At 65.2% G+C, this 14,098-nt stretch carries 12 protein-coding genes; 9 read left to right on the forward strand and 3 right to left on the reverse strand.

The window, feature by feature from the left end:
- The 8 genes from trbK-alt to ATE71_RS19985 form a co-directional block, all read left to right on the forward strand.
- Positions 1 to 236: putative entry exclusion protein TrbK-alt (gene trbK-alt, locus ATE71_RS19950; RefSeq protein WP_081933118.1), on the forward strand; the 236-nt coding region annotated here is incomplete at its 5' end.
- A complete protein-coding gene (gene trbL / locus ATE71_RS19955; RefSeq protein ID WP_058805090.1) occupies positions 233 to 1,519 on the forward strand; it encodes a P-type conjugative transfer protein TrbL in 1,287 nt (428 codons plus the stop codon). The genes trbK-alt and trbL, both read left to right, overlap by 4 nt.
- Before the next feature lie 4 nt (positions 1,520 to 1,523).
- The gene (gene trbF / locus ATE71_RS19960; RefSeq protein ID WP_058805091.1) at positions 1,524 to 2,207 is read left to right on the forward strand and encodes a conjugal transfer protein TrbF; all 684 of its coding nucleotides are present in this window, start codon (positions 1,524 to 1,526) and stop codon (positions 2,205 to 2,207) included.
- Positions 2,204 to 3,040, forward strand: coding sequence for a P-type conjugative transfer protein TrbG (gene trbG, locus ATE71_RS19965; protein ID WP_082665324.1), 837 nt, complete (start codon positions 2,204 to 2,206; stop codon positions 3,038 to 3,040). The genes trbF and trbG overlap by 4 nt, the downstream gene beginning before the upstream one ends.
- Positions 3,037 to 4,260: a TrbI/VirB10 family protein gene (locus ATE71_RS19970; RefSeq protein WP_058805092.1), complete on the forward strand. Its 1,224-nt coding sequence runs from the start codon at positions 3,037 to 3,039 to the stop codon at positions 4,258 to 4,260. The genes trbG and ATE71_RS19970 overlap by 4 nt, the downstream gene beginning before the upstream one ends.
- On the forward strand, positions 4,257 to 4,472 hold the full coding sequence (locus ATE71_RS19975) for a DUF2274 domain-containing protein (RefSeq protein ID WP_058805093.1): 216 nt from the start codon (positions 4,257 to 4,259) through the stop codon (positions 4,470 to 4,472). Before ATE71_RS19970 ends, ATE71_RS19975 begins: the two co-directional genes overlap by 4 nt.
- 131 nt (positions 4,473 to 4,603) lie before the next feature.
- A complete protein-coding gene (locus ATE71_RS19980; protein ID WP_152998863.1) occupies positions 4,604 to 6,391 on the forward strand; it encodes a competence protein CoiA family protein in 1,788 nt (595 codons plus the stop codon).
- Between the two features lie 61 nt (positions 6,392 to 6,452).
- The gene (locus tag ATE71_RS19985) at positions 6,453 to 9,653 is read left to right on the forward strand and encodes a hypothetical protein (protein ID WP_058805095.1); all 3,201 of its coding nucleotides are present in this window, start codon (positions 6,453 to 6,455) and stop codon (positions 9,651 to 9,653) included.
- Here the strand turns inward: ATE71_RS19985 and ATE71_RS19990 are convergent, their stop codons facing one another.
- Both ATE71_RS19990 and ATE71_RS19995 read right to left on the reverse strand, forming a co-directional pair.
- Entirely contained in the window at positions 9,654 to 10,922 is a 1,269-nt protein-coding gene (locus ATE71_RS19990) for a site-specific integrase (protein WP_152998866.1), read from the reverse strand. It abuts the gene before it with no gap.
- 280 nt (positions 10,923 to 11,202) lie between these two features.
- Positions 11,203 to 12,006 (reverse strand): transglutaminase-like domain-containing protein, encoded by an 804-nt coding sequence (locus ATE71_RS19995; protein WP_058805097.1) that lies wholly within the window; start codon positions 12,004 to 12,006, stop codon positions 11,203 to 11,205.
- 60 nt (positions 12,007 to 12,066) lie between these two features.
- Here ATE71_RS19995 and ATE71_RS20000 point away from each other — a divergent pair, with 60 nt between their 5' ends.
- Positions 12,067 to 13,302 (forward strand): MFS transporter, encoded by a 1,236-nt coding sequence (locus ATE71_RS20000; RefSeq protein ID WP_082665325.1) that lies wholly within the window; start codon positions 12,067 to 12,069, stop codon positions 13,300 to 13,302.
- On the opposite strand, the gene ATE71_RS20005 is transcribed toward ATE71_RS20000, so the two are convergent.
- Positions 13,275 to 14,036 (reverse strand): competence/damage-inducible protein A, encoded by a 762-nt coding sequence (locus tag ATE71_RS20005; RefSeq protein WP_058805099.1) that lies wholly within the window; start codon positions 14,034 to 14,036, stop codon positions 13,275 to 13,277. The genes ATE71_RS20000 and ATE71_RS20005 overlap by 28 nt on opposite strands.
- Between the last annotated feature and the right edge of the window lie 62 nt (positions 14,037 to 14,098).

Genomic DNA, 14,098 nt, shown 5'->3' on the forward strand with positions numbered 1-14,098 from the left:
GGCTGGTGATGGGGGCAATCGTCCTGGGTCTTGCGCTGACCCTTGCCCTTGTCGCCGCGCTCGATCCGCCCGCGCCCCGTGCGTCCGCCCCCGCGATCTCCGGGGCGGACGCACCCCCCGATTATGGCGACACGCTTCGTCGCTGCCGAACCGCCACCGAAGCCGATCCCGAATGCGAGGCGGCCTGGGAAGCGAAGCGGCGCCATTTCTTCCGGACCGAAAAGAGCAAGCCATGAACGACACCGGCGTTATCGATAATTTCCTGTCGGTCTTCTCGACCTATATCGACAGCGGGTTCGGATTGCTCGGCGGCGAGGTCGGCTTCCTGTCCTCGACGCTGATCGTGATCGACATCACGATCGCGGCGCTCTTCTGGGCATGGGGCACCGATGAGGATGTGCTGCAGCGGCTGGTGAAGAAGACGCTCTATATCGGCGTCTTCGCCTTCATCATCGGCAATTTCCAGGCGCTGGCCACGATATTGCTCGAGAGCTTCGCCGGGCTGGGCCTGAAAGCGGCAGGAAGCGCGATGGCGATCGGCGATTTCATGCGCCCCGGCATGATCGCGTCCACCGGCCTCAACGCGGCCGAGCCCTTGCTCGACGCGACCGCCGATCTTGTCGGCCCGGTGGGGCTCTTCACCAACTTTGTCCAGATCCTGATCCTGCTGATCGCCTGGGTGATCGTCGTGATCGCCTTCTTCATTCTCGCGGTGCAGGTCTTCGTCACGATCCTGGAGTTCAAATTGGTGACGCTCGCGGGCTTCGTCCTGCTGCCCTTCGCCTTTTTCGGACGCACCGCCTTCATGGCCGAGCGCGTCCTCGGCCATATCATCTCCTCGGGCATCAAGCTCCTCGTGCTCGCGGTCATCACCGGCATCGGCACGACCCTCTTTCAGCGCTTCATGGACGCGGGGCTGGGGACCGAACCCGACATCCGCGAGGTGATGGCGATCGCCCTTGGCGCCTTGACCCTGCTCGGTCTCGGCATCTTCGGTCCGAGCGTCGCCAACGGCATCGTGGCGGGCGGCCCGCAGCTCGGCGCAGGCGCCGCTGCCGGCACCACCCTCGCGGCCGGCGCGACCATCGCTGCCGGGGCGGCCGGCGCGACGCTGGCGGCGGGCGCTGCGAGCAGCGCCGTCGGTCGCACCGCGCTCGGCGCCTCGCGCGCGTCAGGCAGCGCTTCGGCATCCTATGCCCGGGGTGCGGCCGGGAAGAGCGGGATGCGGGCGTTCGGTGCGGGGCTCGCCAATGTGGCGCGTGACACGGCGCGCGGCGCGGGTTCGCCGCTCCGCGCCGCGGCTGACCGCCTGCGTCAAAGCTATGCCGCGGGGCAGGCGGGCAAGTCCGCGGCCGGCGCTGCCACCGCCAGCGACGGCGCGGCGTCGCCCCCGACCTGGGCGGCCGCCATGAAGCGGCGGCAGGCCGTCACCTCGGGCGCCACCATCGCCTCGCAGACCCTCAAGGCCGGCGACAGCCATGGCGCCGGCTCCGCTCCCGACATCAGCCAGAAGGATTGAACCCATGTTTCGACGCCCGTCCCAACATTATGGCAAGTCCCCGGTCCCGGTTACGCCCTACCAGCGCGCGGCGCAGGTCTGGGACGACCGCATCGGCTCGGCCCGCACCCAGGCGAAAAGCTGGCGTCTCGCCTTCTTCGGCTGTCTCGCGCTTTCGGGCGGTCTCGCCTCGGCGCTCGTCTGGCAGTCGATGCGCGGCACGATCACCCCTTGGGTCGTCGAGGTCGACAAGCTCGGCGAGGCCAGGTCGGTGGCGCCCGCCGATGCCGACTATTCGCCGACCGACCCGCAGATCGCCTTCCATCTCGCGCGCTTCATCGAGCATGTCCGCTCGATCCCGGCCGATCCGGTGGTGCTGCGCAAGGACTGGCTCAGCGCTTACGACTTCACCACGCCCAAGGGCGCACAGGCGCTGAGCGACCACGCCCGCGCGAACGATCCCTTTGCCGAGGTCGGCAAGATGCAGGTCGCCGTCGACGTGTCGAGCGTGATCCGCGCATCGCGCGACAGCTTCCGCCTCGCCTGGACCGAGCGCCGCTATCAGGACGGCAGCCTCGTCGAGACGTCGCGCTGGTCGGCGATCCTGACCACTTCGATCCAGCCGCCCCGCACCCCCGACGCCCTGCGCCGGAACCCGCTCGGCGTTTTTGTCTCCGCTATTTCTTGGTCGAAGGAGCTCAGCCAATGATCCGCCTTACCCTTCTTCTCGGCGCCGCCACACTCGCGCTGCCGGCGCATGCGGCGCCCGCCGATCCGCGCACGCAGGTCGGCCGCGCGAACGACGCGGCGCGCGTCCAGCCCGAGCGCGCGACCTTCCTCAACGCCATCCAGAAATATGCCTGGGCCGATGGCGCGCTGTTCCAGGTCTACACCGCCCCCGGACAGGTCACCGACATCGCATTGCAGGAAGGCGAGGAGCTTGTCGGTCCGGGGCCTGTGGCGGCAGGCGACACGGTGCGCTGGGTCATCGGCGATACGGTGAGCGGGACGGGCGCGTCGCGCCGCGTCCATATTTTGGTGAAGCCCACGCGCCCCGACATCATGACGAATCTGGTCATCAACACCAGCCGTCGGACCTATCACATCGAGCTGCGCGCGACCCCCGCCACCTATATGGCGGCGGTCTCCTGGTCCTATCCGCAGGACGAGCTGATCGCGCTTCGCGCCGCCGAGAGTGAACAGGCACGGCTCGCCCCTGTTGCAGGCGGGATTGATTTCGCGGCGCTGAGCTTTGCCTATCGCATTTCCGGCGCGAAGGTCCCCTGGCGGCCCGTGCGCGTCTTTGACGATGGGCGCCAACTCTTCGTCGAATTCGGCGCTGCGATCGCAACCGCGGACATGCCCCCGCTTTTCGCGATCGGCGAGAAGGGCGCGGCCGAGCTGCTCAACTACCGCGTCGACGGGCGTTACATGATCGTCGACCGGCTCTTCGATCGCGCCGAACTCCGGCTCGGGAGCGGGCGCGGCGCCAAGGCCGTACGGATCGAACGCGAAACGCCGCGCCCGCGAGGCCGGTCGTGACGGCGCCCGAACAGCCGGGCGCCGACGCTGTGCCCGCCGAGGCCGAGGTTGCGCCGATCGCCCCTGCGAGCCCCGATGCGTTCCGCCTCGCGGGTGAGACGCCGCGGGTCATGCGCCTGTCGCGGAAAACGCTGGCGGTTATCGGCGGGGCCGGCGGTCTCGCGATCGCGGCATCGCTCATGTGGGCACTGCGCACGCCGGCCCCGGCCGAGCGGCAGGAGCTCTATGAAGCGAGCAACAATGCGAGGCCCGACGCGGTCACCGGAGCCCCCGCCGATTATGGCGCCGTGCCGAAGCTCGGTCCGCCGCTCCCCGGCGACCTTGGCCGGCCGATCGTTGCGGCGCAGGGCAGCGGCGAAGCCATCCCCGTCCCGCCGATCGGCGCGGAAAGGGGCAATCCTCCCGACCCGCGCGTGGCGGCCGCCGAACAGGCGCGGCAGCGGGCACTGCAGGAGCGCGAGAGCGCCCAGACGAGCCGGCTCTTTCTGGGGGGCGGAACCGCAAGTTCCGCCGCAACAGATATTGTGTCCGCCGAGGCGGCCGCGCCCGAACAGGCGGCGGAGCCTCGCACGGCCAATGAGGGGCGGCGCCAGTTTCTGGCGTCGGGGTCGAAAAGGCCCCTCGAAAGTGGCGAGCGCCTGATCGCCCCGAGCTCCGCGCTTGTCGTGCAGGCCGGAACCGTCATTCCGGCAGCGCTCATCACGGGCATACGCTCGGACCTGCCGGGCCAGATCAGCGCGCAGGTGACGCAGAATATCTATGACAGTCCGACCGGGCGTATCCTGCTCATCCCGCAAGGGTCGCGGTTGATCGGCGAATATGACAGCGAGATCGCGGCGGGACAGAGCCGGGTGCTCCTCGCATGGGATCGCCTCATCTTGCCCGGCGGACGATCGATCCGCCTCGAACGGCAGCCCGGCGCCGACGCCGCAGGCATGTCGGGGCTGGAGGATCGGGTGAACAATCATTGGGGCCGGATGGTCCGCGCCGCGCTCGTCTCGACCCTGCTCGGGGTCGGGAGCGAGCTCAGCGTCGGCGGCGACGACGAACTCGCCCGGGCACTGCGCTACGGGATGCAGGACAGCACGAGCCAGGCCGGGCGCCGCATCGTCGAGCGCGAACTGGCGGTGCGTCCGACGCTCACCATCCGGCCGGGTTTCGCGCTCCGCGTGATCGTCACCCGCGACCTCATTCTCGAGCCGCAGGTGGATTGGAGATGAGTCGGCTGCGACTTGGGCCGATCGTCGATGAGAAGCCGGTCAAGGCTGCTGTCGAACTCACGGGCAAGCTTGCGCGCGATCTCGCCGACTATGCCGTGGCACATGCGAAGGAAAATGGCCTGTCGGAGCCGTTATCGATCGAACGGCTGATACCCCCGATGCTGGAAAGGTTCGTCGCGACCGATCGCGGTTTTGCGAAGGCGCGGCGTTAGGCGGTAAAGAGTATTTTGTATGCGCACACAGGGTCGATTATGATCGCCCTGTGGACGAGCATTTTGCTCCTGAGCGGCCGACCCAACCTCTGCGGCCTTGCACAACGAAGCCCGATCCCTCGGGCTTGCGGGTGCCTTTCGCTGCATGCGGCGATGGCGTGGTTCGGCACGTCGAACAGATCGTATCGCACCGCGACGGCCCCTTTACCTGCCTTGGATGCAAGGAACGACTGACCCTTCGGCTCCCGAAGAAGATGCGGAAGCATTTCGCGCACCAGTCCGACAGCCGATGCTCAGGCGAGACGGCCCTGCATCTCTACGCCAAGCTGCTGCTCTCTGCTGTCCGGCGGGTCACCCTGCCAAGCCTTGTCCTGTGCGAGGAGCGGCTGGAGGAGGTCGTTTTCGAAGGCGGGCAATTTGCGCTCGACGAGGTGAGGCTGGAGACATCTGAGGGCGATTTCCAGCCCGATGCCATGGTGTGGATCGGGCCCGATCGCCGCGCGGTGGAATTCAAGGTGTCGCACGCGGTCGATGAGGAGAAGCAGCAGAAGGTCGCGCGCGCAGGCTGCCCGATGATCGAGATCGATCTTTCCGGAGTGCGTTGGCGCCAGCTTGATGGCGCCGAACTCGACGAGCAGATTTTGCACGACGCACCGCGGCACTGGATCCATCATCCGGATCGCGAGCGTTCCGCTAAGCGCTTGTCCGAGCGGGTCACGGCGGAAGCGACGCGCAAGGGCGAGGCGCTCCGATGGCATATCCGGGACCGGCCGCAGAAGCCTCCCGTCGATACCGAATGGGTCGCGGAGATCATGGCCGATCTTCAATATGCCGAACTGGACTATTTGCTCGGGGCCAAGAGCCGGATGGGCCATTGGTTCACAGTGCGTCCTCAGTTGTGGCAGGCAGCGCTCGTGCATGCCCTGATCTACAAGCCGAGCATTAAATACTCGGCGGGATCGGACATCCATATCCGTGGCGAGTGGCCGAACGAGGCCAATCTCGAGAGCGTGCTGCCGACATGGATGCTGCGCACCGACCTCAGCAATTACAAACCGAACGCGCTGGCAGCGGCAGGCTACTCGCGGGAGAGCTTCGGGTCGCCCAGCCAAGCCGTGACCGAATATCTATTCAACCTCTTCACCGACCGGCAGGCCGTGGTCTGGGAGCGTGACGAGCAGCGCTTCTATGTCGACCCCGATCTTCATGCCCGCGTTCACAATCGCCATGACCTCGAGCGCACCGTTGCCTGCATCGCCAAGGATGCCGGCCATCCCAATCCCGATGGTTTCAGCCGGCGCTGGATGCGGCGATATAATGTCGACGGCCGAAATCCCTGGAAGGTGGCGGAGGAAGGCGGCGATGATTTTCACGCGCTGGACAAGCGGGTCCGGGCGATCTTCGACATGTCGCGCAGCTACCGCGACCTTCCCATCGTCGACGATCTTTGCGGATTGCCCTTTCAGGAGTGGCGCGACGGTATCCGACAGAAGCGCGAGGCGAAGGAAGCCGCCGAGCGCAAGCGCATCGAAGACGCGAAGGAAAGCCGGCGGCGGAACTTCGCTATTGCCGCGAAAAACGCGCTCAAGGACGAGGCCGAGACCTGGCTCGCATCGACGGTGGTCGACGGAGTGCCGATCACCGAGTGGGCGTGTGGCAGCGACGATCTCTATTGGCGAGCCTTCAGCCATATCGAGCGCGCCGAGGACTTGAGGAAGCGCCGGGTTTTGGCGGCGGAAGCGGCGGAGGAATTTCGCAAGCGGCTCACGACCGCCTCCAACAAGGCCTTCCGCGATCCCGACCGCGCGCACCTCTTCCTCAACAGCGCGCATCCCAAGCTTGCCGGTCGCCGCCCGATCGAGGCGTGCGAGACCGATGTTGATTTGAGGGTGGCGCTGGCGCTTCTTCCGAAAGCGTAGCGGAGCATGTCGGAGGGAATTCCCGCTCGCGTGTGAAATTACGATGTTCTAGACTTGTTCTATGGACCATCCCGACGATTCGGCCGATCTGCCCGAGGCCATGGGCGCTATTCTTCCTTCGGAATTCATGCGCCAGCTGAGACCCGACGAGTTTTCCGATAGCGGATCCGAACCGGCCTTCATCCTCGAAGCCTATGAGCTGGAGCAGCGGCTCGAATATGTCACGGCGCGCAACGAGACCCATGATTTCGAGATCTTCTGTCGCAAACTCTGCGAGCGGATCATCTGCCCCAATCTGAAGCTGGCCACCGGCCCGGAAGGTGGCGGCGACAGCAAGGCCGACAGCGAGACCTTCGCCGTCGCCGATGAGATCGCAACGCTGCACTATGTTGGCGAGGCAAATTCGGGCAGCGAGCGCTGGGCCTTTGCTTTCAGTGCAAAGAAGCAGTGGCAGCAAAAGGCGCGCTCGGACATCGAGGGCATCGCGGGGACGGGACGTCCCTACGCGAAGGTGTTCGTCGTCACCTCGCGTTACGGCCGCTCCAAAGACATCGCCAAGATTCAGGATGAGCTGTCCGAGAAATTTGGCTTTCGCGTCGAGATATTGGATCGAAGCTGGATCATCGATCGGATTCTGAACAAAGGGCATCAGGATCTGGCGGTCGATTACCTCGGTGTTGGAAAGCGCAACGAGAAGGCGCGGGTCGGTCCGGCAGACTATGCGCGATTGCAGCAGCTTGAAGATCTTGAGAAGGCGATTCAGGACCCCGCCGCTTATGAGGGAGTCGAGGCACAGCGCGCGACCGACGCGCTGCTCGCTGCGACGCTTTCAAAGGAATTGGAGCGGCCGCGGTTCGAGACCGACGGACGGCTTGATCGGGCCATCCGTCTCGCCGATCAGTCGGGATCGCTCAGCCAGCGTATCGAAGCACGCTATCAGCGGCTCTGGACCGGCTTCTACTGGTTCGATGATTTCGATCTTCTCGAGCGGGAATTCGATGCGTTTGCAGAGCTTGCCCTCGGTTCGCCGGCAGCGCGGCACGCGGAACGTGTCGCAAACCTCCTGCAGTGCCTGATCAGTGCCGTCGCGCAGGGCTATCGGCCGGCCGAGGTCGTGCGCCTTGATGAACGACGGGGGCCGCTTGTCGACCGGCTCGAATTCTTCGCAGGCGAGAAGGACCGGCCAAACAACGCCCTTGAGGCCCGAACGACGTTGCTGATGCTCGATGTCACAACGACCGCCTTCGACCGCAGTGAAGATCGGGCGCCCCTTTGGCAGGAAGCGGGATCAATTCTCGAAGCCGCTGCTGGCCTCGCCGAATATGACGCTGACCGGCTGTCGCAATTGGTCGACGGCGTGGGACCACTGGGCGCGAAGGACCCGGCCTATGGCGAACTCGTCGACCAACTCGCCGAATTCATGGGTAAGCGAGTGGGCGAAGGCGAAAGCGGCCGGATCCTGCTCCGGCGGGCAAGCCGCCTCGATGCGAGTGCCGATCGCCTCGAACGTATCCGCCTGCTCGGGCGGGCAACGCACCAGCTGACCAAGCGCGAATATGCCGAAGAGCTGATCGAGGCGAGCTACATGCTCGCCGTCGCCTATCAGGGGATCGGGATGCTCTGGGCTGCCCGCGCCGCTGCGCTGTTCGCGGTCGCGACGATCATCGCAGATTCGGAACATGACACCCATCCGTCGGTTACCTTGGTTCCCGCCTTCATGTTGCTGACCTGGATCGATATCGAGCTGCGGCTGCTTCCCGAAACGCTCGATGCGATCCGGATGATCAACGGCTGCCGGAAAATGCTGCCGCTCGATGACGAGTCGAAAGCGCGCGTGGACGACCGGCTCAAACAGATGGATGGGGTCCTCGCCAGCCAATTCTTGAATAGCTCGGCTGAAGACCTCGACGCGATGGCGGCATTGCCTTCGGTGCTGGAGCAGCTGGGTCTGCCCATGTGCTGCGGCGCGCTTCTCTATGTCCTTGGTTATGTCGAGCGGCTCGGCGAGCGGCAGCCGGAGGAGGAGCCGGAAGGTGGGCTGGAAGAGACGTTCGCGCGGGTAGCCAACCAGCCGGCCGGCGACCTGCGAGGGCGGCCACTGCTCACTGGCTCTCCCGAGCCGCACAGCATCGAAACCCGCGTTATCGGGATGCGGGTGGTCGTGCATGTGCCGGGCAGCGACAGTTCGATCCTCGCCGCCCAGACACTCCTTGCTGTTATCGATACGCTGTTCGCGACGACGATCGGGTTGCGGATCGGGGCCTTTGTCGAGCGCTTCGATATCGATCTGGTCGAGAGCACGGGCGCGACGGCGCCGAGCGTCGATTTTGATCAAAAGAGGATGCGGGCAACGCTGCACTGGCCATCAGGATCGACGCCCGCAGACCATCTGGGCGAAGATGGCACTCACAGCCAGTTCCTGCTTTTGTCGACGTTGATGCTCCTCGCGACCTCGACCTCCGACGGGCAGAAGATTTCGCTCGAAAGGCTCTTCCGCCAGGAATCCCTGCTGGAACGGGTCAGCTCTGCGGTGGCGAGCTCTAACAGTCGCATCCGCTCAATGAACAGCAAGGCGTCGCGTCTGGCCGAGTGGGATGCCTTGTCGCTTGAGAGCTTTCCGCCGAAGCCCGATCGGCCAGTGATCGTGCGCGTGCCCGACAGCGATCCCGAAGAGGAAAAGGTCAGCGAGCGATATGCGGCGGGCGATCATCGCAGCGTCGAAGTCCGGTCGATATTGGACATTCCGCAGTGGGAGCGCGCGGGGTGGATCGGCGTGATGCTCGGGCTTGAGTACGACCTCCCCATCATCGGCCTGCACTTCGAAGACCGCGAGGCGGGCCGCGAGATTTTCGAGCGGTGGCGCGAACGGTTCGGGGCACGCGACGCGGATGGGGCGATACATGTCGCGATCCTGCGCGAACTGCCCGGACGGCCCCCGTCCCATTATGCCGTGCTGCTGATGCCGGGCGTGGAGCCGGAGGAAGGCGCGCTGATGAGCATGCCCAGCCGGCTCAAATTGCTTGAGCCGGCCGTTGACACCAACCTGCGTTTCTTTCTCGAGAATTATCCAGCGGGCGGCTCCTATATTCTGGTGCCGAGCTTTGTGAAGGAGAGCGGCGAGCTGGAGCTCATGAAGGACCTGGCCATCCTGAAGCACGACCTTTCGATCCGCAAAGTGCCCGACATCGACAACTCCAGCCTAGAAATCATTGGCGTGCAGATTTTGGAGGCGATGGAAGCGCGCGACGGTTCGCCGCCTTGATCAGGCGGCGAACTTCATCTTTGCCGCCTTCCGCACGCCAGTCTCGAGATGTTTTGCGATCTCGTCCGAAGTGCGGCTGACCGCCAGCTTCACGGCTTCATCGATATGAACATAGTCCTGCGTCACACTTTGCGACGCGTGGCCTAGCATCGCGCGGATCGTGAGCTCGGAGAAGCCGAGTTCGCCCGCCATGCTCCCGAAGGTGTGACGCAGCGTATGCGGCGTTACACCCTCGATGCCGGCCGAGCGGCACAGGCGGGCCAGGCAGTCGCTGACGGCGGTAAACGGGCCTTCTCCATTCGACGCGGGAAAGACATAGGGACAGCCGGCAATTTCGGGCTGTGCGACGACGATCTTGATCGCCTCGGGTCCGATCGCCCGATATTGCGCGTCGCTCTTCGTGTCGGGGAACGCGACGTAACCGCCCATGGGATTGACCCACTGCCGCTGCAGTGCCTGTGCCTCTTCCCGCCGATAGCCGGTCAGAAGGAGCGTCCTGACAATTGCGAGCGCAACGGGGTTCTCCGAACCCAATTCGGCCCGGCCGATTGCGCGGCCAAGTAGCTCGATCTCGGCGATGCTGAGACGCCGGGTCTTCTTCTTGGTCGCGAGCTTCTTCGCGCCCTTCGTCGGATGCTCTGCAATCAGCCCCTTATGCTTTGCATGGCCGAGAATGGCCTGAAGGGTGCCGAGGCTCCTCCCGGCGACGCCGGCACCGCCCGTCGGGCGGCCGCCGCGCCCGCCCGAAGGAGGCTTTCGGGTCTGACCGGTGGCGATGTCATTCTGCATGGCCTCGACGTCGGCGATCGTCAGCTTCCGCACGAGGCGTTTGCCCATCAGCGGGATGATATGCGTTCGGATGCGGCTCTCGTCCATGTTGAGCGAGGTGTCCTTGATCGGACGGTTCTTCCGTCCAAGAATGCGGCCGGCTCGCGCTTCTACGAGATACCATTCGCACATCTCGGCGACATTGAGATCCTTCCGGACCCGGCGCGACTCCTCTGCGGGATCTTCACCAGAGGCGACCTTGCCCAACTGAATCTTTGCGAGCTCGCGGGCTTGCTCGACCGTCATCACGCCGAAGCGCCCGATCTTCACCCGCCGAACCCGGCCTTCCTCATTCATATATTGGATGACGAAGGTTTTCGTCCCGGTTGCGCCGACACGGACACCGAAACCCTTGATCTCGGTATCCCAAAGAAATGCCTGGCCTGTCGCTGGTGCAGCCAGCGCATCGACCGTCCGCTTATTGAGCTTTGCAAGCGCCACAAGTTCCTCCATCATATTACGCGAGGGTGGCTGATTCGAAAAGTAATAAGGACGTAATAGAAATTCACCGCTTCGCAGGGTAGCGCTAGGATACAATATCGTAGGCCTAAGTCAACAAATGCTTGGTTTTTCGTACCTTGGCGTAGAAAAAGAAGCTCTGGGGTATTTGCAGTAATTTCTTGCCAAGGTTGGGGTCGAGGGTTCGAATCCCTTCGCCCGCTCCAGTTTTCGCGGCAAACCCCGCGGCTTTCCATTCGACAGACGATTTCGCAGCGGCAAGCTATGCTTGCTCGGCCAAGCGTCGGGCCGTCGCGCGCTCGACCTTCACCGACTGGTCGACGAACGCAATATCGCGATAGGCGGTGAGGAAAGAAATATCGGCGGCGTCGCGGCCGACACAGATGCGGGCCGTTTCCGAAGCGCGCGCCATGCCGGTCGCATCGACGAGGTGCCAGTCGCCACCGAGATAGACTTCGGCGACAGCATGGAAATCCTGCGGCGAGACGCGCAGCGCATAGGCGCTCGCCATCCGTGCCGGGATATGCGCGGCGCGGGCGAGCGCGATCATCACATGCGCATAATCGCGGCACACGCCGCGCCGTTCGACAAAACTGTCGAGCGCGCCCGTCTCTGCATCGCTCGACCCCGAAACATAGGTGAAGCGGCTTTCGATCCAGTCGCGCATCCGGCCGATTTTCGCGCCGCCCTCATGGTCGCCGAAGCGGCGCTCGACAAAGGCATGGAATTTGTTCGACGGGCAGTAACGCGATTCGTTGAGATAGGGGATCGCCTCGGCGGGCAGGCGGTGGAGCGGAACCGCGGCGAGCGCCCGAAAATCGGTATCGGGGCGGTTGATTTCGACCAGCGCGCGATATTCGGCGCGCAGACTGCCCGACGCACGCAACCAGATCGGCTCGCAAAGCCCGTCCGCAGCCGGAACGCGCGCCACGACGTCGGGCTCGCCGAGGTCCAGCGACGCATCGATGACATGCTGGCCATGCCCGTCCGCTGCCTCGATCTGCAACATCAGGTCGACCGGTTCGGACAGCCGGTAATTTAGGGAGGCGGAGATTTCGAGTTTCATCTATCGGCAACGCATAGCTAGGGGATCGGTGCCGCTAATGACAGTTGGGAAAAAGAACAAGTGACCGCGCGGCGCACCATCCCCTTCATCGTCACGACGATCTTCATGGACGCGGTCGGCTTCGGCATCATCATGCCGGTGCTGCCGCAGTTCGTGATGGAGGTCGGCGAGATCGAGCTGCCGCACGCGATCGAGGTCGGCGCGTGGATCGGGCTCGTCATGGCGGTCGCGACCTTTATCGCCTCGCCGGTGCTCGGCAATCTCTCCGACCATTTCGGGCGGCGGCGCGTGCTGCTCCTCGCGCTCGGGGGGCTCGCGGCCGACTATGCGCTGCTGACGGTCGTCGAGACCCTGCCCTGGCTGTTTGTAGCGCGCGCTCTGTCGGGCATTTTCGGCGGCAGCTATGCCGCGGCGCAGGCGGCGGTCGCCGATATCACCGCGCCCGAGGAGCGCGCGCGCAATTTCGGCTTCGTCGGTGCGGCGTTCGGGATCGGTTTCGTTGCCGGGCCGGCGATCGGGGGCTTCCTCGGCGAGATCGGCCCGCGCGCGCCGTTCGTCGCCGCCGCGATCCTCGCCGCCGCGAACATGCTCTACGGCCTTTTCATCTTCCCCGAAACGCTGCCCCCCGAACGCCGCCGCGCTTTCGACTGGCGCCGCGCAAACCCGCTCGGCGCGTGGAAGACGATGCGCGCGCTGCCGGGAATGGACGGCGTCGCGGGCGTGCTCGTGCTGTGGCAGATCGCGAGCCTCGTCTATCCGATGACGTGGAGCTTTTATTGCATCGCGCAGCTCGGCTGGACGCCGGGGATGATCGGCGCGAGCCTCGCCGCGGTCGGCGTGATGATCGCATTGGGGCAGGTATTCGTCGTCGGCCCCGCGGTCGCGCGCTTCGGCGAGCGCGACGCGGCGACGCTCGGCATCCTCGTCGCGGTCGCGGTCTATATCGGCTATGCCTTCACCACCTCGACGATCGGCGCCTTCCTGCTGCTGATCCCCGTCGCGTTGCAGGCCCCGGTCCAGCCGTCGCTGATGGCGATGATGTCGCGCCGCGCCACCGCGGAGACACAGGGCGAGGTGCAGGGGATTTCGGCGATGGCGATGGGCCTCGGCCAGCTCGTCGCGCCGCTGCTGCTGACCGGGACTATGGCTTATTTCACCGCCGACAGGGCGCCGGTGCATTTCCCGGGTGCCGCATTTATTGTCGCCGCGATTTTCGGCCTGCTCGCGATCCTGATGCTCCGCCGCCTGCCGCGCGCGCAGCCCGTCGATCAGATGCCGCCGTCGGTCACGGCATAGCCAAGCGCTTCGAGCCCGGCAGTCAGCATCGCGACGCACGCCGCGACCTCGGCGGCGTCAACCGATCGGATGACGAAATTCGCGCCGACCTTCCCGTCGCGGAAGAAGGGATAGCTGCCAATCGCGACCCCCGGATGCTCCTTTTCGCCCAGGCGGAGCAGGTCGGCGATCTCGCTTTCGGGCGCCCACGCCCCGATCGTGTGTGCCACCAGCGGCGCTCCGCCCTCGAGCTCGCCGGTCAGCGCATCGAGCATCCCAGCGGTGATATGCGGCACGCCTGCCATCACGAACAAATTGCCGATGCGGATGCCCGGCGCGCCCGACATGCGGTTGGGAATGAGCTCGGCGCCGTCGGGGGTTCGCGCCATGCGCAGCCGCGCGTCGGTCAGCTCGCCGCCGCGCGCGCTATAATAGCGTTCGAGGATCGCGCGCGCGTCGGGATGGACGATCACCCCGACGCCGAGCGCCTTCGCCACCGCGTCGACGGTGATGTCGTCGTGCGTCGGCCCGATCCCGCCGGTGGTGAAGACATAGTCATAGCGCGCGCGGATCGCGTTCAGCGCATCGACGATCTCCTCCTCGACATCGGGCACGATCCGTACCTCGCGCAGCCTGATCCCCTGTACGTCGAGCCAGGTCGCGATCTGCGACACATTCTTGTCCTGCGTGCGGCCCGAGAGAATCTCGTCGCCGATCACCAGCACGGCGGCGGTCCAGATGCGTTCGTCGCTCATCGCTTTGCCTTAGCTGCGAACGGTGACAAAACAAGCCCGCTGGCAGTCTAATAATGTTCCTG

This window comes from Sphingopyxis sp. H115 (genome assembly GCF_001468465.1).
Taxonomy (GTDB): Bacteria; Pseudomonadota; Alphaproteobacteria; order Sphingomonadales; family Sphingomonadaceae; genus Sphingopyxis.

Bases quoted from the DNA above. Each gene is read 5' to 3' on its own strand.
- ATE71_RS19985 (WP_058805095.1), top strand. From the start codon at position 6,453: ATGGACCATCCCGACGATTCGGCCGATCTGCCCGAGGCCATGGGCGCT.
- ATE71_RS19995 (WP_058805097.1), bottom strand. From the start codon at position 12,006: ATGAAACTCGAAATCTCCGCCTCCCTAAATTACCGGCTGTCCGAACCG.
- trbF (WP_058805091.1), top strand. From the start codon at position 1,524: ATGTTTCGACGCCCGTCCCAACATTATGGCAAGTCCCCGGTCCCGGTT.
- trbG (WP_082665324.1), top strand. From the start codon at position 2,204: ATGATCCGCCTTACCCTTCTTCTCGGCGCCGCCACACTCGCGCTGCCG.
- ATE71_RS19975 (WP_058805093.1), top strand. From the start codon at position 4,257: ATGAGTCGGCTGCGACTTGGGCCGATCGTCGATGAGAAGCCGGTCAAG.
- trbL (WP_058805090.1), top strand. From the start codon at position 233: ATGAACGACACCGGCGTTATCGATAATTTCCTGTCGGTCTTCTCGACC.
- ATE71_RS20005 (WP_058805099.1), bottom strand. From the start codon at position 14,036: ATGAGCGACGAACGCATCTGGACCGCCGCCGTGCTGGTGATCGGCGAC.